Genomic DNA, 20,781 nt, shown 5'->3' on the forward strand with positions numbered 1-20,781 from the left:
TAAGAGGAAAAGAGGGGGAATAGCTATATGAACAGTGAGGACAGGAAGGAGCTAGAGCGCGCGATTGGCGAGATTACGGAAATCGCGAGCGGCTTCGGCCTCGATTTTTACCCGATGCGGTACGAAATTTGCCCTGCAGACATTATTTATACGTTTGGCGCTTACGGTATGCCGACCCGGTTTTCGCACTGGAGCTTTGGCAAGCAGTTTTATAAGATGAAGCTTCAATATGACCTTGGCCTCAGCAAAATTTATGAACTGGTCATCAATTCAAACCCCTGTTACGCCTTTCTTCTCGACAGCAACAGCCTGATCCAGAATAAATTGATTGTCGCCCATGTCCTGGCCCACTGCGACTTTTTCAAAAACAACATCCGTTTCCAAAACACAAAGCGGGATATGGTCGAAAGTATGGCTGCGACTGCGGAGCGGGTCCGAAATTATGAAATTACGTACGGAAAAAAGGAAGTCGAAACATTCCTGGATGCAGTCCTAGCAATCGATGAGCACATCGATCCATCCCTGATGCGCCCGAAGCTTACCTGGTCCATAGGCGATGAGGAGGAAGAGAGCCCGGACCGCCCGCCAAGCCCGTATGATGATCTTTGGAAGATGGATGAGATGCAGTCCAAAAAACAGAAGGACAAAAGGAAGACCAAGAAGTTTCCTCCAAGGCCGGAAAAAGACCTTTTGTTATTCATTGAAACCTACAGCAGGGAACTGGAACCGTGGCAGCGCGACATCCTGACGATGATGAGGGAGGAAATGCTTTATTTCTGGCCTCAGCTCGAGACGAAAATCATGAACGAAGGCTGGGCTTCCTATTGGCACCAGCGTATAATCCGTGAGATGGATCTGACTAGTTCGGAGGCAATCGAATTCGCCAAGCTGAATGCGGGGGTCGTCCAGCCGTCAAAAACGGGAATTAATCCTTACTACCTAGGCATCAAGATATTTGAGGATATTGAAGAAAGATACAACAACCCGACCGATGAGATGAAGCGGCGAGGAGTCAAGCCGGGTTCAGGTCGGGAGAAAATGTTCGAGGTCAGGGAAATGGATTCGGATATTTCTTTCCTGAGGAATTACCTGACCAAGGATCTCGTCATGCGGGAAGACATGTATTTGTTCCAAAAGCAGGGGAAGGAGTACAAGATTGTCGACAAGGAATGGGAGCATGTCCGCGACAGGCTTGTCAGTATGCGAGTGAACGGCGGGTTCCCGTACATTACGGTGAATGACGGGGATTATATGAAAAATGGCGAGCTTTACTTGAAGCACTGGTACGAAGGAATAGAACTTGATATTAAGTATCTGGAAAAGGTTCTTCCTTACATTCATCAGCTTTGGGGCAGGACGGTCCATATTGAATCGGTGATTGAGGAGAGAAACATGCTGTTCACGTATGACGGCAAGGGCGTACATCGGAAGTATTTATAAAGGGTTTAAAGTGTATGTAAGGGAAATTTTTAAAAAGGCTTAATTAACCCTCAGAAGATGATCTCTGTATTGAACAGGGGTCATCTTCTTTAGATGATTCCATTGGTATCAATGAAAATTATAGTAAGTAATATAATTGTCTATTTCACTTCCAAGTTCCTCGCGTGGCCTGCATGACGCTAAGTTTACCTCGTCCTTGAGGTGACCAAAGAATGACTCTATCGGTGCGTTGTACCGGTTTCGCCTCCGGACATGGGCTGGTGTAACCCCATATTATTAACGAGTTTTGGAAGTCTGGATGGTGTAATGGGTGCCTTGGTCAGAGTGTATCAGTGCGTCTTTGGCTTTCTGATAATGGCGGCACTTTTTCAACTTGCTTAAAGTATCAGTGGCTTACTACATTGTAATACAATTAGATTGATGGTGAGCCAGGATCTGACCTGTTGAGCCGTCCTTGATTACTCAAATTAAGCCCTTTGGCTATTAGTGTAATTTAAATAAGTAATATCAGTAAGATGCACCTTACCGGGTATTCCATGTTTAAATTGACGCTTTAAGTGGTTTGGAGCGGTCCGGTGTTCCTGGGTTGCCTTCATCATTCTCCTGTATTGATTCACTTTTCGGATTGGGCAGACAATACCGTACTTTTTCATGTGAATCCGAACCCTTTACAAATTGTAGACACACTGAGATTGACCCGCCAAGATCACCTTGTTCTGGTGCCCCTTTCTCCCTTCCTTATAGGATTGATTTTTTTAATCGCTTAATAACGTATTTTGCATCGGCTCCAACTCCCCTAATGGTTGCTGAAGAAAAAGATCGTTGTCCTGAAAGACCCACGTAGTATACGCCATCCATTGTGGTACTAATCCCTTTATTTTGTAGTGGATTACCTAATTGATCTATCGCGTCATTTAGGGTGGTTAAATAATTTACATTTGGCTTGTAACCAGTAGCATAAATCACTGAATCTATTTTTTCCTCTTTGCCATCACTCCACATTACACCTTCTCCTGTATAGTTCGTGAACATCGGCTTACGATCTGGCTTTTTATTTAAAATCGCTTCTTTATAGACCCCCATATCCATAACTGACGTATTCAAAGAGAACTTCTTACCGTAAGGTAGAGTATCAACACCAGTTATTTTCAACCAAAAATGAATGTCTTTGCCCAAAAATCGTTGGGGTATAAAAGAAATTGGCTTTCGTGTAGCAATGGACACGTTTGAAATCTGAGCTAATTCATAAGCGATTTGAATCGCAGAGTTTCCTCCTCCGACGACCACAACTCTTTGATTTTTATAGTCATTTATATTTCTGTATTGACTGGAGTGAATCATCTTCCCATTAAATCGTTCACTTCCTTCAATTACAGGCACATTAGGTTTTGAAAAAGCACCCGTAGCAGATATCACAGCTCTTGAATAAAATATGTTTCCTTTAGCGGTGACAATCACAAACTCTTTCCCATTCTTTCTTACTTCCGTCACCTTTTCCCCCGTATGAACGTTGAATTTATGATATTTGGTGTATTCGTTAAAATAGGAAATAACCTCATCTTTTGTAGGATAGTGGTTTGGGTCACCCGGAAATCGCAAACCTGGGAGTGATGAATATCTTGCTGGAGAAAATAAAGTCAAACTATCATAATGTTTTGGCCAAGAGCCTGCAGCTTGTTCAGTTGCCTCAAGAATCAAATACTGTAGTCCCCACTTTTTCAGGTAATAGGCTGATGCTAATCCTGCTTGCCCTCCTCCGATTACAATACAATCGAGTGTATTTTCCATACCTTCTTCTCCTTTCATATCGTTATTTAACGATATGTCTTATTAAAAATAATGAACCTATAGGGTTTCCTACACGTCCATTTAGCAGCAGGCAATCAAAAATTTATTAGATCTTGCAATAATTCCCTGATCTTTTTTTGTTTGTGGAATAAAAATTGATACAGGTCTCCCTTGCTTTTTAAGGCACACATGTCGATGCGATTACATTCACGTGAGTAAAACCATTGGAAATTTACGCACTTTTTGAAACATAAAAAAGCATCGTACTATTCATCATCTAAACGTGCACCTATTCCTTAAGAACAGGTGCACGTTATCTTATATCAGCCGCAGCAGGAATCCTTCTTTTCTTCGCTTGAAGATCCACAGCATGAATCGTTCTTGGCCTCTGTATCCACAACCTCCTTGATTTCAACGCCGCAGCAGTCTGATTCTGATTTCTGTCCGGTGATTTTTTTGATGAAGTCCATCATTGTTCTTCACCTCCTTTCAAGTAAGCCTTATTTTGGGCAAGCTCATTAACTAAGCTCACAGAGAGCCCCAGCCACCCAAACTTCAAGTGCGTCAAAGTTTAACGCCGAAAAAGTGTCACTAGGGTATGAATACTTACATAATGGTTTAGCGACTTTTGGCTGAGAGCCAAAGCTGGTATTCCATTTTTACGGAAAGCCACATCCATAAACCCTCCCCCTTATAAACAATTTTTATCGATTAATATGGCGTGGCTAAATCAGATAGAAAATGAAGCCCGATACCGTACTCATCGAGATAACCGAGAGGATAAAGGCCATCACAAGCTGCTTCCGGAAGATGGACTTCAATAGAACCACTTCAGGAAGGCTCGCTCCGGCTGAAGAAATCATTAACGCCATGACTGGGCCAAGTGCCATCCCTTTTGCAATCAAAATTTGCGATATCGGAATCATGCTGGATAAACGGATATACAAAGGAATGCCGACGATTGCGGCAATCGGGATCAGCCACCAGTTGTCGCGTCCGAACCATTCCGCGATAAAGTGCGTCGGCACAAGTCCGTGGATCGCCGCACCAATCAATGCCCCAATCAAAAGGTATGGGTATACACTTTTCATTAAGGAAAGGGTCTCGTTTACGGCATGCCGCCAGTTGAATTTCTGGCTGGATTGATCATACCCTGTCATCACGACCTTCTTTACGTGACGTTCAAATCCTAGCTTATCGAGTGTAAAGCCGATGATGATTGAGAATATTGATGTGATGATGGTATAGAGAACGGCTACCTTCCAGCCCATGACGACACCCATTATTGTCAGGATGGTAGGATCCAGTACTGGTGAAGAGAAAAGGAATACCATCGTGATGGAGAAGGGAATTTTATTTTTTAACATGTTCACGACAACCGGTATGGTCGAGCAGGAACAGAACGGTGTGATAAAAGCAAAAGCGATGGCAATGAGGGCCGCGATTAATTTGTTGCTGCCTGTCAATTTCTTTTCAATCTTTTCATACGGGATGTACCCCTGCAAAAGGCTTATGGCAAAGCTGATGACGATAAATAAAACGGTCAGTTCGGCTGCGATTCCAAAAAAGCTTTTAATGAATTCCATCATGGTCATTTCCTCCTTTATGCCTCACACATGCAGCTGCATTCGCAAGCTGGTGTCAGTGTTTTCTTATTAATAAAGCTCCAAAAATTTCTGTTTTCCTTTGGTAGTGAGTATTTCCAGGCATCCCTCGCGTTTTGCTCCATTCTCTTTGTTTTTGTTCAGTTATCATTAGAAAATCATACATTGGCATCATGTGCCGTTCCTCCTTTAATCAAATAAGTTTGATGTTTTTATCAAAAAAAATTGATATTGAATCTGCCCGAAGACCTAACAACAAGTAGGTCTGAACAGGCAGCACAGCTCCGGTGAGAGGATGTGGTTGATTTCCTTCTCGTTGATGGTGTAGTACGAATAGGTGCCTTGCTCTTCCTTCAAAATGAACCCTGCGTCCAGAAGTACCTTCAGATGATACGAAAGCTTTGATTGTGGCATCCCGATTTTTTCGGTCAGTTCCATGACACTGATTTTTTCCTGCTGGCACAATAGGTTCATGATGTGGAGCCGCTTTTGATCAGCCAGAGCTTTGAACTTGCTTTCGTAATCCGAAAAGGTGCTCGCAAGAGACAAGTCAGTGAGCGGGATAATTTTTTCCAAGAAGATTGCCTCCTTTAAATCAAATTCTTTTGATATACTGTATTATATTCCTAACCCTGGTAAAAATGCAACTAATAAAATCAATTTTTTTTGATGAAGAGGAGAAATGTGTATGTATCACATTAAAAAAGCTAAGTTTGAGGATGTCAAAGGTATCCTGGATATTTATAACGAGGGAATTCGTGACCGCATTGCGACCCTGGAAACAGATGAGAAAGATTTGGAATATATGAGCAAGTGGTATCTGACAAGAGATAGGCGTTATGCTGTCCTTGTCGCAAAAGATGAATGTGGAATAGTTGGATGGGCTTCATTAAATCCTTACTCCCACCGCAGTGCGTATCGTTCTGTTGCAGACCTTTCCGTCTACATCAGAAGGGATTTACGGGGAAAAGGGATTGGAAAACGCCTATTAGAAGAAATCGATAAAGTGGCGTTAGAGAATGGTTTTCATAAAATCGTCCTGTTCACCTTTCCATTTAATCAAGCCGGCCAAAAACTATATAGGAATATGGGGTACCGGGAAGTCGGGGTTTTCAGGGAACAGGGCGAACTTGACGGTAAGCGTGTTGATGTCATGGCAATGGAAAAACTTTTGGGGGTGAAAGAGAATGGTGATCAATAATGGTGGGAATCTAAGTACCGAGTATTTTAAAGCTTACTTTCATTTAATCATGGTCACCCAGGGTGCATCCCTGGATCATGCCCGGGATATAGCTTTCGCCCGCTTGTTCAATAATGAAGCGACGTCATTGGGCGATTCCTCATACAATCATTTCATCGAGGCTTATCTCGAAATGAAAAATGTTAAAACTGTGTAAATCGACATTTTTTTGTTGAACATATAAGTAAATAGTTATATCCTAATCCATGGGAAGGAGGAGTGCACTTATGCAACATACTAAGATCGAAGTTGAACAAGCATCTCTTGTCCTAAAACTACTTGGAGACAAGACGAGGCTGACAATCATGGCTCTACTCACCATGCGGGAACTATGCGTATGTGAACTGCTTGAGGTTTTCGACATGAGCCAGCCATCCATCAGCCAGCATCTCAGGAAGTTGAAGGATGCGGGCCTTGTAAAAGAGGAGCGAAAGGGACAATGGATTTATTATTCCATTAACAAAAATAGTGATTGGTATCCTCTTGTGGAAAACATACTTCCGTTTGTTCCGGAACAAACGGAAAAAATGGAACAGATACTAAAAAGCAACCCAACAATGCGTTGCGGCTGTTAATTTGGAGGTTTGGTCTTGGTCTTATCAGTACTTGCTATTTTGATCTTTTTGGTTACCCTAATCTTGGTCATCTGGCAGCCCAGAAATCTATCCATTGGATGGTCTGCATGCGGTGGTGCCATTCTTGCTCTACTCGTAGGAGTGGTTGATTTTGCGGATGTTATCGATGTTACCCAAATCGTTTGGAATGCAACTTTCTCGTTCATTGCGATCATCATCATATCCTTAATTCTGGATGAGATTGGTTTCTTTGAATGGGCGGCGTTGCATATGGCTAGAACAGCAAAAGGGAACGGCATCAAAATGTTTGTCTACATTGGGATACTTGGTGCCCTTGTTGCAGCGTTGTTTGCAAATGACGGAGCAGCTCTAATACTCACACCAATCGTTCTCGCGATGGTTAGGAACTTGAAGTTTGAAGAGAAAATGGTTTTCCCGTTCATTATCGCGAGTGGCTTTATAGCTGATACAACGTCATTACCCCTTGTGGTCAGTAACCTGGTGAACATCGTTTCAGCCGATTTTTTTGGTATTGGTTTCAATGAATTTGCTTCAAGGATGATTGTCCCGAATTTCTTTTCATTGTTCGCGAGTATCCTGGTTCTTTACCTTTATTTCAGGAAGAGCATTCCCAAGAAGTACGATTTGGGACATCTGAAGAGACCAGCCGAAGCAATCAAGGACGAAAAAATGTTCCGTCTGTCATGGGTTGTTCTTGTGGTCCTGCTTGCCGGATATTTTATCAGTGAGATGCTGAATATCCCTGTTTCGATTGTTGCAGGAATCGTCGCGTTTTTCTTCTTGTTCATGGGCAGGAAAAGCCCAGCGGTGGACACTAGGAACGTTATAAAAGGTGCACCCTGGAATATAGTCTTTTTCTCAATTGGTATGTATGTTGTTGTTTATGGGTTGAGGAACGCGGGATTGACAAGCGTTTTGGCGGACATGATTCAATGGACAGCGGATCATGGTTTATTCGCCGCAACAGTCAGCATGGGCTTCATTGCAGCCATCCTCTCTTCGATTATGAACAACATGCCTACGGTCATGATTGATGCACTCGCCATTGCTGAAACGAATACGTCAGGTGTGGCAAGAGAGGCTTTGATTTATGCGAATGTAATTGGCTCGGATTTGGGTCCGAAAATCACCCCAATTGGTTCACTCGCAACATTGTTGTGGCTACACGTCTTGTCCCTAAAAGGAGTCAAAATATCATGGGGAACGTACTTTAAAACGGGAATCGTATTAACCATTCCTACCCTATTCATTACACTGGTAGGACTATATATATGGTTGTTAATTATCTCATAAGAATTTACTAATAAAAGGAGCGATTCGACATGGCTAAAAAAACAATCTACTTCTTGTGTACAGGAAACTCCTGCCGCAGCCAGATGGCTGAGGGATGGGCAAAGAAATATTTGAACAGCGATGAATGGGAAGTCAAAAGTGCTGGCCTTGAAGCACATGGGCTTAACCCAAACGCAGTTAAAGCAATGAAGGAAGCAGGAATCGACATCTCAAGCCAGACTTCTGATGTGATTGACCCACAAATCCTGAACAATGCTGATTTAGTCGTCACCTTATGCGGCCATGCGGCGGACCATTGCCCGCTAACCCCTCCGAATGTGAAAAGAGAACACTGGGGATTTGATGACCCCGCAAAAGCAGAGGGAGCAGAAGAAGAGAAATGGACGTTCTTCCAGCGTGTCCGCGATGAAATTGGGAACAGAATCAAGACATTCGCCGATAGTGGCAAGTAAACAGTAGAGGGAACAGATGAAACCCGGACTCGGCAATGTGCTTCCCGACAGGAATGTTCTTAACTTGTTACACTGTCCTGAATTGCTTTAATGCTTGCCCAGGAATTTATTTAGCTTGTAGACGTTAATCTTGAGCACATGCACGGGAGTTTGGTATACTTTTAGGAAAATGATGATTGTAAGAGGTACATACTTTGTCTAAATCTAAATTGCAATATTGGCTGATTCAAATTTTACTTATCATGACCATTATTTTCGTTGCTACAAAGATTTCGTTTATTTTCAAACCTATTGGAATCTTTTTTTCAACTGTGTTCTTTCCTATATTAATTACCGGCTTTCTTTATTTTCTTTTGAATCCAGTAGTTAATTTCCTGGAACGCAAGAAGCTTCCGAGGACAGCATCCATATTGATCATCTATGCGGTGTTTACCGGCCTGCTCGTTTTGGTGATCAGTAATTTGGTTCCGGCTGTTTCTAAGCAGGCTACTGAGCTGGCGAATGATCTTCCCGTCCTTGCCACCAAAACCAGCGATTATATTTATGATGTTATCCAATCGTCCGAGTTTGAAAGCTTTAAGAAAGAGCAGCAGGAAATGATTGAGACAGGCAAGCAGCGTCTGATTGAGTTTGCCAATACGCTGCCGAACAGGCTGACAAGCGGCCTTAAAGGCTTTTTTGGAATTGTCACGAATATCGTGATTATATTGGTAACCGTCCCGTTTCTGTTGTTTTACATGTTTAAGGATGGCCGAAATTTCCCAATAGCTGTATCAAAGTTCATTCCGATTGATTATCGTGACGAAGGATTAAAAATTCTGCGGGAAACCGGTGAAACACTATCCGCCTATATCCAGGGACAGGTCATTGTGGCCTTGTCGGTCGGAACATTGGCATTCATCGGCTATTTGATCATCGATTTGCGCTACGCATTAATTATGGCATTAATCGTGGCCGTTACAAATATGATCCCGTATGTGGGGCCGATTATTGGGGGAGCACCTGCTGTCCTTGTTGCATTTTTTGATTCCCCGACAAAAGCGTTGCTGGTGATTGTTGTAATCCTGATCGCACAGCAAATTGAAGGCAATCTCCTCTCCCCAATGATTTTGGGAAAAACATTGGATACACACCCGGCTACGATCATCATTATATTATTGGCCGCGGGTAATCTGGCTGGAGTGTTGGGAATGGTACTCGCAGTTCCGACTTATGCCGTTACAAAAACGATCATCCTGAACCTGGTAAGATTTTTAAAAGCAAGAAAAAGAGAGGATTTCACAAAGGTAGGAACCTAAGCCATTGGCTCAGGTTCTTTTTTTACTTTTTATTATTTTTAAAGAATATTTTATGAAACCTATTCGGCCTTTCTCCGTATATATACCTGTTTCAAATGATTAAAGGAGAGATGTACTTTGTTTTTTACACCATGGACAATACTCATTCTAATGGCCTTTGGGTTGAGCCTTTGGGCGCAATTCAGGGTGAAAGGGACTTTTAAAAAATATGTGAATGTTCCCGCGTCATCTGGATTGACCGGGGCTGAGGCGGCAAGGCAGATGCTTGACGAAAATGGCCTGCATCATATACGGATAGAATGTGTGCAAGGTACGTTAACTGACCATTATGATCCGATATCGAAGGTGGTTCGATTGTCGGAACCTGTTTATTTTGGGAATTCTGTAGCATCCCAGTCTGTCGCTTGCCATGAAATTGGACATGCGATTCAGGATAAAGTTCACTACCCGATGCTTGTCGCTAGGCACAAATTATTTCCGGTCGTGAATTTTTCATCGGGAATAGCCCCTTTTTTGTTGCTGGGTGGGTTCTTTTTTAAACTATCGGGGCTATTGCTGTTAGGAATTATTGCGTTTAGTGCGGCTGTTGCTTTTCAGGTAATTACTCTCCCCGTTGAATTTAACGCTAGCAAACGGGCAAAGGATTTCATGATTAAGTTGGGCTTTATAAAAAACAATGAAGAAAGATCGGCAGGTAAGGTGTTGAATACCGCAGCTTTAACGTATGTGGCTGCGACGCTCGTTTCTGTCTTGCAACTTGCCGAATATCTATGGTTGTTTACGAACAGCAACGAAGAGAATTAATGCAATCAGTAAAGGGAACCTTAAAAAGCAGAAGGTTCCCTTTACATTTTTAATTAACAGAAAGATTCCTTTTTACTTACGAAAGCCGCCTTAAGAGAGTTCCATTCAGTCCCTTTGGTTGACATGAGAAAAATCTGATGATACTATTATCTCGAATTAAAGATATTTAACTTAAAGGCATCTCTGTAGATTGCATTCTTTAGCAGTTAAAACTGCCATAGGAAATACTCTCTCCTCTCTTTCTTTTAAAAAAATAGTCTTAAGTCCAAGATTGTTTAATTAAAAATTACGAGGGAAGAGTTTTTTATAACAATTCAGAACAAAATAGACATATCGAACAAGGAGTGAAAAAAATGGGCAAAAAAACAATGGGAATCCATCATATAACAGCTATTGTAGGCCATCCTCAGGAAAACGTTGATTTCTATGCAGGAGTGCTCGGACTACGACTGGTGAAGCAAACCGTCAATTTTGATGATCCTGGTACGTATCACCTATATTTCGGTAATAACGGCGGGCAGCCAGGAACGATTATCACCTTCTTCCCGTGGGCAGGATCATATAAAGGAAGAATCGGTGATGGTCAGGTTGGGGTAACTTCATATGTGGTCCCATCAGGAGCTATAGAATTTTGGGAAAAGAGACTTGAAAAGTTTCAAATTCCATTTACGAAGACAGAGCGATTTGGTGAGAAGTATCTGCAATTCGAGGACACCCATGGCTTACGCCTCGAGATTGTCGAGAGGGAACAAGGAGAACTAAACGATTGGACTTTTGGAGAGGTTACTCCGGAAGTGGCCATCAAAGGGTTTGGAGGGGCAACTTTATTTTCCGCCAAGCCTGATAAAACTGCAGACTTGCTGGAAAGAGTTATGGGGCTTGAATTCGTTGGTAGTGAAGGTGACTTCCTTCGGTTCCGTTCTTCGGCGGACATCGGAAATGTCATTGATTTGAAAGCTATTCCGACTGGGCGAGGCCAAATGGGCGTAGGAACAGTCCACCATATTGCTTGGAGGGCTATCGATGATGCCGACCAATTGGACTGGCAAAAATACGTTGCTTCTAACGGGTACGGCGTAACGCCTGTACAGGACAGGAATTATTTTAATGCCATCTATTTCAGGGAACATGGCGAAATCCTGTTTGAAATTGCGACGGACCCTCCCGGATTTGCCCATGATGAATCACAAGAGACATTGGGCGCAAAATTGATGCTTCCTTCGCGTTATGAACAGTTAAGGGAGCGAATTGAGCGGAAGCTGCTGCCGTTTGAAGTCAGGAACCTAGACTGATTAAAGGAAAAAGGATGATACGATTGCTTTCTATAGATCCGTCCAAAAATACCGAAAGAGAAAATTACAAGTTCCTAATTGGGAGTATCATACCCAGGCCGATTGCTTTCGTTACCACATTATCAAAAGACGCCGTTTTGAACGGTGCACCTTTTAGTTACTTTAACATTGTATCTTCTAATCCTCCGATGATCTCCCTTTCGATTCAAAGGAGAGACGGAAGGCAAAAGGATACTGCAAGGAACATCATCGATTCCAAGGAATTTGTTGTCCATATAGTTGATGAGCAAAATGTTGAAAAAATAAATAAAACAGCGGCAAGCCTTCCTCCTGACCAAAGTGAAATCAAGGATGCAAACTTAACCCCGGTTGATAGTGTGAAAGTTTCAGTTCCTGGGGTTAAGGAAGCCAAGATTAGGATGGAATGTAGATTGGAACAGAGCTTGGAGCTGGGTAATGAAGATTCAATCGGATGCGATATGATCATAGGGAGAGTGGTTCAATTCCATATTGAACCTGACATTTATGAAAATGGGCGAATAGATCCCAAGGGCTTGGCTGCTGTCAGCAGGTTGGCTGGTACAAATTACGCAAAAATAGGTGAAATCTTTTCAATTGAGCGGCCTGAATAGGTTTCCTCAACAAGCTCAGGCTTGGAACTAGCCAAGTTCGGCCTTTCTATGAAGGAAAGAAATGAAAGAAAATGATGCATCTTGTGCACGTTCATGTTTTGGAGGGAGAAAAAATGAAACATATATTTAACAAGGGAAAAGATTTAACAAGACCGACTTTGCTTTTGCTTCATGGCACAGGAGGAAATGAATTGGACCTTCTTCCGCTTGCGGGAAGAATTGATGATGAGGCTTCTGTTTTGAGTGTCCGCGGCAATGTACTGGAAAACGGAATGCCGCGCTTCTTCAGGAGATTGGCGGAAGGTGTCTTCGATGAAGAGGATCTTGTTTTCCGAACCCGGGAATTAAATGAATTTCTTGATGAGGCGGCCAAAAACTATGGATTTGACCGTGACAACATTGTTGCCATAGGTTACTCGAATGGAGCCAATATAGCTGCAAGTTTATTATTCCATTACCAAAATGCACTGAAGGGGGCAATCCTGCATCATCCAATGGTACCGCTGCGGGGCTTGGAACTTCCAGATTTGTCAGGGAAATCCGTGTTTATCGCCGCGGGAACAAACGATCCAATCTGTTCACCAACCGAATCGGCTGAACTCCAATCTTTATTAGAAAAGGCGGGTGCAGAGGTTGAGATTCATTGGGAAAATCGTGGGCATCAACTGACTTTATCAGAAGTCGAGGCGGCTGCCGAATGGTTTCGAAAAGTTTTGGAATGAAAAGAAATAATTAGGGTAATATACTAAAGGGTGATATGAGTATGGGATTTTTATCCAGATTATTCGGAAGATCCAAAAGTAAGGAGGAAGAAAAAATGTCAAATGTCAAACTAGCAGTCATTTTTTACAGTATGGGTGGCACGAACTTCCAACTTGCTAAGTGGGCCGAGGAAGGCGCAAGAGAAGCAGGTGCAGAGGTAAAGGTATTTAAAGTACAGGAATTGGCTCCAGAATCCGTCGTACAGGGAAATGAAGTGTGGAAACGGACGACAGAAGCAACAAAGGATGTTCCCGTTGTCACCTCTGAAGATCTTGAATGGGCCGATGCGATCATCTTCAGCGTTCCTACAAGATTTGGGAATATGCCTTCCCAAATGAAGCAGTTCCTTGATACTCAGGGGGGATTATGGGCAACTGGAAAAACAGTTAACAAAGTTGTCAGTGCCATGACTTCTGCCCAGAATCCTCATGGAGGCCAGGAAGCGACAATTCTTTCCCTCTATACGTCAATGATGCACTGGGGAGCAATTATCGCGCCACCAGGTTACACGGATCCTGTATTATTTGGCGCAGGAGGAAATCCGTACGGGACAAGTGTCACAGTCGGTGAAGATGGGAAAATGAAAGATGCTGCCCAGGCAGAACCGGCAGTTAAGCACCAAGCAAAACGTACTGTCCAAGTCGCTGAGTGGGTTAAAAAAGGAAATCAATAATGGAGTATGGGAGCTAATCAAATGATTTGATTAGCTCTTTTCCTTTGGAATTTACTTATACATAGGAGGTGGAGCGTTTGAATGAAAAAAAAGCTGTTGGAGAAAAAGCAGTAGAATTTTTAAAGGAAGATATCGTAGTTGGATTAGGAACGGGCTCCACAGTTTATTACACCCTACAATTGCTTGGAAAACTTGTTCAACAGGGTTATTCCATTAAAGGAATTCCAACATCAAGCCAAACGGCAAAAATAGCAACCGAATTAAATATCCCTCTAACATCATTCAATGAGATAGATGAAATTGATATTGCTATTGATGGGGCTGATGAAGTCAGCAGCAGCTTAGATTTAATTAAAGGCGGCGGTGGTGCATTATTACGTGAAAAAATAGTAGCCAAAGCCGCAAAGAAATTAATCATTGTAGCAGACTCCAGTAAATTGGTTGACTGGCTTGGCTCTTTCCCATTACCAGTCGAAATCGTCCCTTTTGGGGTGGAAGCGACCAAAAGGCATATACAAAAGCTTGGGATCAATCCTAAAATAAGAATGGTTGATGGGACCCCTTTTATTACAGATAACGGGAACTATATCCTCGATTGTGCATGCCCTAAAATATTGGCCCCACATGAAATGGAGCACGACTTGAATATGATTCCAGGCGTAGTGGATAATGGCCTTTTTATAGGGATGGCTGACATGGTCATAACCATGGATAAAAACAAGGAAGTAATAATCATGGAGCGGGAGAAACGAGTAACAAACACTATTCATAAATGAAATAGCCAACATCCAGTGTTGGCTCTTACTATTTATCGGATTGGTGTTGGTTTTTGCATTTCTTTCCCATGCTTAGGATTATATCATTGAAAATGAATGAAACTTAGGGACGAATTTTTGAATATAAAAGGGGCTTGTCCTAAAGTGGTTCCACATGTACATGGACATCGTATACGCCATGCTCTTCCATCATGATTTTCTCAACGAGGGTCGCGATATCATGGGCTTCCTTGATTCCAAGTGATGGATTTACAAGAATAACGCAATCAATGACCTCGTTATTGCCGTAATAACGTCCTTTGATTTCCTTTATACCTTTCACATCTTTAACGTTTAAAATAATTTCTTTGTAGAGCTCAAGCTTTTTTTCATCAAAACCATCCGATAGTTCATGTGAGGCTTGTTTAAAAATATCCCAAGCTGTTTTGCAAATTAAAAACCCTACAACTATGGCTGTTACTGTATCTAGCCAAGGCATGTTCAGCTGCGAGCCGAATATACCGATGGCCGTACCAATACTGACCCAGGCATCCGATAGATTATCCTTCGCAGCTGCCGAAACGGAACTGCTATTAATTTTTATCGCAAGTTTATTATTATACCGATATACAAAATACATAGCGAGTGCGGAAACAAGTGCGACATAAGCGGCGACAATATCTGGGGACTCTTTCCCGTTATGAAACATGGAAGTGAATCCATCTATTAGTACTTGAATTCCCACAGCAGCCATAATGAACGAAGCTACCATTGAAGCAATGGTTTCGCTTTTCCAATGCCCATATTTGTGATTTTCATCTGCCGGTTTTTGTGAAATTTTCAGTCCTATCAGTACAGCGACTGAGGCTATAATATCTGTTGTATTATTTAGCCCGTCCGCTTTTAGGGCGGCAGACCCGCTCATATACCCAATGATCAGCTTCAAACAGGAGAGTATGAGATAGGCCACTATGCTTATGATAGCCCCGCGTTCCCCAAGTTTTAAATCTTTGTACTTTTGCTCTTCCACCGAACCCACCGCCTCTTGAAAAACTCCTCCATTACCATAACATTCAGTAACCGTGTGGGTCTAGGGCAAGACTTTTGTGTGTTTTTAACTAAATAAGGCATGGTAAAGAAAGTTAACTAGAAGAAAAAGTGCAGAATAATTCCTGAAGAGGCGATCAAAGCCTAATATGGCAGCGGATCGGCTCGAAAGGATTATGGAACTAGAATTCATTGGCATTTCCAAATGAAAAAAGCCAACTGCAATTGTTGGCTTTTAAATATTTTTTTACATTTGCTGTTCGGCCATTTTTTTGGCATTCAGCCTTTGCTCCAATATATGAATCATAAAGAGGAAGTGGTCAGCTTCGCGGAGAACGTGGTCTGCCAATAATGGGTTAATGACATTGCGTATTTGACAAGCCTGGATAAAGTCCAATCCCGCTTTCTTGAACGCCCTTAATTCTGTTGTCGCACTTTCGCTGTCTTTATTCAATTTTCCAATGATTGGATAAGTGGGCTGTTTTCTATATAACATTGACTCTACATCCCTAGCTTGGTTAAGTAAAACCTCAAAATCATCCCCGAATTTCCGAGCGGCATTGACGAGGTTCCTTTCGGATTGATCAAGCAATGCAGAGATAAAGCGTGAATGTTCCATCATTATTTTTAGCCAAAAGACATTCTCGCTGATAATAGCGTCCTGGATAGGGTCCAGTATTCCATCATTGAACTTTTTCAGTGTCCTCATAAAATATTCAGCTTCACGTGCGATATGGTCAACGAGCAGAGGAAAGTTAAAACCACTCACTTTGCAATTGATGATCAGGATGAGAAGATTTCTTTTAAAATTCCGGAAACCATTGACCAATTCGATGCTTTCCTCATTCAATTTCCTTACAAGTGATACGTTATGCGGTACTTGATAAGCCTTTCGTTCCTGCTGCTCAAAATACGCATGGAACCGGTCTGCCTGTTGTATGAGCTGGGCATCGTTGCGGTTAAATCCTTCTCCAAGGAACAAAGCGTGTTCTTTCATAATCCTGAGCCAAAACCTGTTTTCCGTTATCGAGCGTTCAACAAACATTTGCTCGGTCAGTGATTCTGGCCTGGCAGCAAATGTTTCTGGCGGCACCAGCATTTGGCTGAACTGGCCGCCGCTCACATGTCCTGGTAATTGCGGTTGGTTTTGCATGTTTTCCCCCCTGCTCCCAATTTACTATTAATCATATTGGAATGAAGGGGGGAATATGTTAATCTCCATTTGGGGCTTTAATTTAGTTATACGAAAAGCGTGGGAGATACCGTGCTTTTCGTATTGTTATTTCTCTTGTCTTACCCGTTTCAGAATGCTCTCCACAAACAGGCGGCAACGGGGGAGGTCTGTGTCCTGGGGGGCCAATTCAACCTTCAATGTCGCGGCTAGTGTTGTTTGAACGAATAGCATATCCCTGAAAGCATCCACCGCCCCGCAAAAATATGGGTAAAAACTATCTCCGGTCCCGGCAATCCCTGTAATAACGTGTTTTGTATCCGATTGTTCAAAGGCTTCATAAATCTGACGCATACTCGGTGGGACTTCTCCATTTCCCCATGTGTAGGTAGCGATTACGATTGCATCAAAGTCCTTCAGTATTTCGTATGGAAAAAGGCTTGCTTGAAATAGAGATGGGGATATGCCGTATTGTTGAAAAACGGATTTAATTTCTTCCACTAAAACTCTCGTATTTCCGGTTACTGAGGTGTAAACAATTGCAATCTCCGCTTCATAATTCGTCAAAGCCATTTGATTGGGTAACCTTCGTATACGTCCGTGATTTTTGTTCGAAAAAATCCGACTTCGTCTCATTGATCATTTCATCACTGAAAACATGGATCCATGGCATCGGGTTATCCCGGTCCTCATAAAGGTTTTTTAACCCGAGCTGCCGTAGCCGTTTATTGGCCAAATACTCGACATAACCTTTGAATTCTGCCAAGTTAATCCCGTCAATCTCTTTCAGGATTTCGGCCGCCCACTCATTTTCCAAATCCACCGCTTTACCGATTGCCTCGTAAATATACCGGATATTCTTTTCTGTATTTAGGCTTGGATTTTCGGTGAGGAGGATCCGGATGAATTGGGAAATAAAATAGGCATGCTGCATTTCATCCCGTTGGATATAGCTGATCATCGTGCTCGTCTTCAACATTTTTTGCTGGCGTGCGAGATTATAGAAAAACGCAAATCCTGCGTAAAAATAGATCCCCTCCAAAATAATTGAATTGACCCCAAGCTCAAATAGATGCTGAGGCGTAGGGGTTTGTCGAAATTGTTCATAGGCATCCAAAATCAGCTTGTTCCTTTTTTGTACAATCGGATCCGCCTTTGCTTCATTGAACCTTTTATTCTGCTCACTTAGAGGGACTAAAGAGCTTAACACATATGAATACGATTCGTTATGGACCGCTTCTTGCTGGGAAATGACTGCAAAAATCGCTTTAAAGCTGGAATCCGTTACGTAATCCATCACTTGGCTCATTGTCGGGGTTTGCAGGCTGTCAAGGGAGGCAAGCTGCGTGTTCACCCGAAGGAAAATATCTTTTTCAACGGCGCTTAAAGAATCCCATTGCTTGATGTCGTCCTGCATGTTGATTTCCTGTGCTTTCCAAAAGTTAGATAGCAGTGTTTGGTATAAGTCATACATTTCCGGATAGGCAATATCATTCCAATTGAGCAGTCCCGATGACTGGCCGTTAATGATTCCAGTAGAGCGGTTCGGCTCATCATGGTTTAATAGATTGCTTTTTTTTAATGGTGCATATGTTTCCATAATCTCTTCTCCTTTCTTTTTTAACTGTGGCATGATTCACATTCCTGGATTTCCACCTGGGACGTGCTTCGTACATAATAGGTGGTCTTTAGGCCTTGTTTCCATGCTTCCAAATGAAGGTTCAACAGATCTTTAGCTTTAATGTCGTGCCTTACATAGAGATTGAAGCTGATCGACTGGTCAATATGGCGCTGCCGTTTTGCATTTTGGCGGATGCTCCACGTTTGGTCGAGTTCATGCCGAGCGCGCCGATAAAAATTATAGGTGATATGGTTGAGGTCGGGAGCTGTTACCTTAAATTTGAAATTCTTTTTTTCCTCCGCGTATTCAACGGAATAGAGAGGGTCGATTCCATCCGTCGATCCACCGATTTTGGCGGTCGATGAGTTTGGAGCAACGGCCATCAGCCAGCCATTCCTGATCCCGTTTTTCCGGACATCTTCTTTAAGCTTAGCCCAGCGGCAAGATGAGTAGCCCCGCCTTTCGAAGTATTTTCCTGTTTCCCATTCAGATCCCGGGAATTTGCTGTAAGGGCCTTTTTCCTTTGCAAGCTTCATGGAAGCGCGAATCGTATGGTAGGCAATACCTTCATAAAGCTTATCTGCGTATCCAACCGCGTCATCGCTCTCCCAGTGGATTCCCCTCAGGGCGAGAAGGTGGTGCCAGCCGAATGTACCCAGGCCGACAGCCCTGAATTTTTTGTTCGTCTGCTGCGCCTGTCCTATGGGGATCGTATTTAGGTCTATCACATTATCAAGCATTCTCACTTGAATTGAAATCAGCCTATCAAGCACATCTGCCGGCACTGCTTTTGATAGATTGATGGATGAGAGGTTGCAGACGACAAAATCACCGGGCCTGCGGACAATCACGATGTCTCCATCTTCGGTCGTGTATTCCTTTACAATCGTGGTAGGGGACATGTTTTGAGCGATTTCCGTGCATAAGTTGCTGCAATAAATAGAAGTCCTGCCTTCCGCGGAAAGGTGCTTATTCGGGTTTTGCCTGTTCACTTCATCCCTGTAAAACATATAGGGGGTGCCAGTCTCAAGTTGCGCGACCATAATCCTTGCCATAATATCCATCGCCCGGTATGTTTTCCGCGGCAAAAGCGGATTATTAACCGCTTCGTAGTATTTCTCCGTGAATAGTCTCCTGTCTTTTTCATCGTAAAAGTCCTCAAGGCCAAGCGGACGCCCTTCCCCGTCGCGCCAGCCCATAATCTGTTTCACTTGGTGAGGGCAGAAGGTATGCCATTCGCCAGTGCTCCTCCCGTTTTCATCAGTCTCCAGCAGTTTTTCCATGAAAAGGTCCGGGATGGCGACGCCGGTAAAGATATCGTGGGCCTTCCGTCTTTCATCGCCGTTGTTTGTTTTTAAATCGAGAAATCCATTCATGATGTCCTTATGGAAAATATCAAGGTAGATCGCAATCGCGCCCTGCCTTTGCCCAAGCTGGTCAACGCTGACCGCCGTATCGTTGATTAGCCTTATCCACGGCACTACACCGGAAGACATTCCTTTGAAGCCTTTAATATCGGAACCAAGGGCACGTACCTTTCCAAAATAAATGCCGATTCCGCCGCCATCCTTGCTTAGGCGGGCGATATCCCAATTGTTCAAATAGATGCCATCAAGCGAGTCCTCAACCGTATCGATAAAACAGGATGAAAGTTGGCCGTAGCTTTTCCCTGCATTGGAGAGGGTAGGGGTAGCAACAGTCATATATAAATTGCTCATCGCCCAATAGGCCTCTTTGACAAGTCCGAGCCTTTTCGCTTTGTCTTCTTGCATCATCAGCGTCATGGCAATGACCATAAACCGTTCTTGCGGGAGCTCAAATAGATTGCGCGCATAGTCTCTGGCCAGATAACGATCCGCAAACAAAAACAATCCTATGTAGGTGAAAAGCTTGTCTCTTGCCGGCTCTATTTCCCGTGATAACTCATCAATCTCTTCTTTTGAATAAGCGTTTAAAAGTGATGTCGAATAAATGTTCATTTCGGTGAGTTTCGTTATCAGGCTGTAAAAGCAGCCGTATTTCAACTGGCTGGCATAGCCACGGGTTTCAGCAGCTTCCAGGTACAATTGCTCCAGGTAAATCCGGGCCGCCACGAATGTCCAGTCGGGCTGGTCGATGGCGATATTGTTCAATGAGTAATACAAAGCCTGCTGTCCAGCTTCTACTTCTGAAGCCTCCAATTCAATCAACTTGTCTTTTATCTGCGAACAGTCCAAACCATACTCTTTAGCCGTTTCTTCAAGAGCCTGCAAGATGCTTGAATACCTAACCTGTAGTTGTTTTCCCATAATCATCCCTCCAAAATAAAATTAA

General features: G+C 43.0%; 24 protein-coding genes. 13 read left to right on the plus strand and 11 right to left on the minus strand.

Annotated features, from left to right (window positions below):
• The first annotated feature begins 27 nt into the window (after positions 1-27).
• Positions 28-1,440, plus strand: a complete 1,413-nt coding sequence (locus V1499_RS04450) for a SpoVR family protein (protein ID WP_409274112.1) — start codon at positions 28-30, stop codon at positions 1,438-1,440.
• A gap of 108 nt (positions 1,441-1,548) precedes the next feature.
• On the opposite strand, the gene V1499_RS04455 is transcribed toward V1499_RS04450, so the two are convergent.
• The 6 genes from V1499_RS04455 to V1499_RS04480 all read right to left on the minus strand — a co-directional run bounded on the left by V1499_RS04455 (position 1,549) and on the right by V1499_RS04480 (position 5,408).
• Positions 1,549-1,662 (minus strand): IS3 family transposase, encoded by a 114-nt coding sequence (locus tag V1499_RS04455; RefSeq protein ID WP_409276224.1) that lies wholly within the window; start codon positions 1,660-1,662, stop codon positions 1,549-1,551.
• Positions 1,663-2,178: 516 nt separating this feature from the next.
• On the minus strand, positions 2,179-3,228 hold the full coding sequence (locus tag V1499_RS04460) for a flavin-containing monooxygenase (RefSeq protein WP_409274114.1): 1,050 nt from the start codon (positions 3,226-3,228) through the stop codon (positions 2,179-2,181).
• A 323-nt stretch (positions 3,229-3,551) separates the two neighbouring features.
• Complete coding sequence (locus V1499_RS04465; RefSeq protein WP_409274116.1) at positions 3,552-3,701, minus strand: hypothetical protein; 150 nt, start codon at positions 3,699-3,701, stop codon at positions 3,552-3,554.
• 252 nt (positions 3,702-3,953) lie between these two features.
• Positions 3,954-4,814, minus strand: a complete 861-nt coding sequence (locus tag V1499_RS04470) for a permease (RefSeq protein WP_409276225.1) — start codon at positions 4,812-4,814, stop codon at positions 3,954-3,956.
• A 55-nt stretch (positions 4,815-4,869) separates the two neighbouring features.
• Positions 4,870-5,007 (minus strand): hypothetical protein, encoded by a 138-nt coding sequence (locus V1499_RS04475; RefSeq protein WP_409274118.1) that lies wholly within the window; start codon positions 5,005-5,007, stop codon positions 4,870-4,872.
• Positions 5,008-5,081: 74 nt separating this feature from the next.
• Complete coding sequence (locus V1499_RS04480; protein ID WP_409274119.1) at positions 5,082-5,408, minus strand: ArsR/SmtB family transcription factor; 327 nt, start codon at positions 5,406-5,408, stop codon at positions 5,082-5,084.
• Between the two features lie 112 nt (positions 5,409-5,520).
• Between V1499_RS04480 and V1499_RS04485 the strand changes: the two genes are divergently transcribed.
• From V1499_RS04485 to rpiA, 12 genes are all read left to right on the plus strand, one after another.
• A complete protein-coding gene (locus V1499_RS04485; RefSeq protein ID WP_409274121.1) occupies positions 5,521-6,033 on the plus strand; it encodes an arsinothricin resistance N-acetyltransferase ArsN1 family A in 513 nt (170 codons plus the stop codon).
• Positions 6,020-6,229 carry a hypothetical protein gene (locus V1499_RS04490; protein ID WP_409274123.1) on the plus strand — a complete coding sequence of 70 codons (210 nt, stop codon included), beginning with the start codon at positions 6,020-6,022 and terminating at the stop codon, positions 6,227-6,229. Before V1499_RS04485 ends, V1499_RS04490 begins: the two co-directional genes overlap by 14 nt.
• Before the next feature lie 70 nt (positions 6,230-6,299).
• The gene (locus V1499_RS04495) at positions 6,300-6,647 is read left to right on the plus strand and encodes an ArsR/SmtB family transcription factor (protein ID WP_409274125.1); all 348 of its coding nucleotides are present in this window, start codon (positions 6,300-6,302) and stop codon (positions 6,645-6,647) included.
• A gap of 15 nt (positions 6,648-6,662) precedes the next feature.
• Positions 6,663-7,961 carry an arsenic transporter gene (locus V1499_RS04500; protein WP_409274127.1) on the plus strand — a complete coding sequence of 433 codons (1,299 nt, stop codon included), beginning with the start codon at positions 6,663-6,665 and terminating at the stop codon, positions 7,959-7,961.
• Between the two features lie 29 nt (positions 7,962-7,990).
• Positions 7,991-8,413, plus strand: coding sequence for an arsenate reductase (thioredoxin) (arsC, locus tag V1499_RS04505; RefSeq protein ID WP_409274128.1), 423 nt, complete (start codon positions 7,991-7,993; stop codon positions 8,411-8,413).
• 194 nt (positions 8,414-8,607) lie between these two features.
• Positions 8,608-9,711: an AI-2E family transporter gene (locus V1499_RS04510; protein WP_409274130.1), complete on the plus strand. Its 1,104-nt coding sequence runs from the start codon at positions 8,608-8,610 to the stop codon at positions 9,709-9,711.
• Positions 9,712-9,828: 117 nt separating this feature from the next.
• Positions 9,829-10,515, plus strand: a complete 687-nt coding sequence (locus tag V1499_RS04515; protein WP_409274132.1) for a zinc metallopeptidase — start codon at positions 9,829-9,831, stop codon at positions 10,513-10,515.
• Positions 10,516-10,868: 353 nt separating this feature from the next.
• Entirely contained in the window at positions 10,869-11,807 is a 939-nt protein-coding gene (locus V1499_RS04520; protein ID WP_409274134.1) for a ring-cleaving dioxygenase, read from the plus strand.
• 23 nt (positions 11,808-11,830) lie between these two features.
• Positions 11,831-12,439 carry a flavin reductase family protein gene (locus V1499_RS04525; RefSeq protein ID WP_409274136.1) on the plus strand — a complete coding sequence of 203 codons (609 nt, stop codon included), beginning with the start codon at positions 11,831-11,833 and terminating at the stop codon, positions 12,437-12,439.
• Between the two features lie 113 nt (positions 12,440-12,552).
• On the plus strand, positions 12,553-13,161 hold the full coding sequence (locus tag V1499_RS04530) for an alpha/beta hydrolase (protein ID WP_409274138.1): 609 nt from the start codon (positions 12,553-12,555) through the stop codon (positions 13,159-13,161).
• A gap of 95 nt (positions 13,162-13,256) precedes the next feature.
• A complete protein-coding gene (gene wrbA / locus V1499_RS04535; protein ID WP_409274140.1) occupies positions 13,257-13,874 on the plus strand; it encodes an NAD(P)H:quinone oxidoreductase in 618 nt (205 codons plus the stop codon).
• 77 nt (positions 13,875-13,951) lie between these two features.
• A complete protein-coding gene (rpiA, locus tag V1499_RS04540; RefSeq protein ID WP_409274142.1) occupies positions 13,952-14,650 on the plus strand; it encodes a ribose-5-phosphate isomerase RpiA in 699 nt (232 codons plus the stop codon).
• A 139-nt stretch (positions 14,651-14,789) separates the two neighbouring features.
• Here rpiA and V1499_RS04545 read toward each other — a convergent pair whose 3' ends face one another.
• The 5 genes from V1499_RS04545 to V1499_RS04565 all read right to left on the minus strand — a co-directional run bounded on the left by V1499_RS04545 (position 14,790) and on the right by V1499_RS04565 (position 20,756).
• Positions 14,790-15,659 (minus strand): cation diffusion facilitator family transporter, encoded by an 870-nt coding sequence (locus V1499_RS04545; protein ID WP_409274144.1) that lies wholly within the window; start codon positions 15,657-15,659, stop codon positions 14,790-14,792.
• Positions 15,660-15,923: 264 nt separating this feature from the next.
• Positions 15,924-16,829, minus strand: coding sequence for a DUF2935 domain-containing protein (locus V1499_RS04550; RefSeq protein WP_409274146.1), 906 nt, complete (start codon positions 16,827-16,829; stop codon positions 15,924-15,926).
• A 126-nt stretch (positions 16,830-16,955) separates the two neighbouring features.
• Positions 16,956-17,420 carry a flavodoxin domain-containing protein gene (locus tag V1499_RS04555; protein ID WP_409274148.1) on the minus strand — a complete coding sequence of 155 codons (465 nt, stop codon included), beginning with the start codon at positions 17,418-17,420 and terminating at the stop codon, positions 16,956-16,958.
• Entirely contained in the window at positions 17,401-18,447 is a 1,047-nt protein-coding gene (locus tag V1499_RS04560; protein ID WP_409274150.1) for a ribonucleotide-diphosphate reductase subunit beta, read from the minus strand. The genes V1499_RS04555 and V1499_RS04560 overlap by 20 nt, the downstream gene beginning before the upstream one ends.
• Before the next feature lie 20 nt (positions 18,448-18,467).
• A complete protein-coding gene (locus V1499_RS04565) occupies positions 18,468-20,756 on the minus strand; it encodes a ribonucleoside-diphosphate reductase subunit alpha (protein WP_409274152.1) in 2,289 nt (762 codons plus the stop codon).
• Positions 20,757-20,781: the final 25 nt, after the last annotated feature.

Source organism: Neobacillus oceani (assembly GCF_046237595.1).
Classification (GTDB): domain Bacteria; phylum Bacillota; class Bacilli; order Bacillales; family Cytobacillaceae; genus Bacillus_D; species Bacillus_D oceani.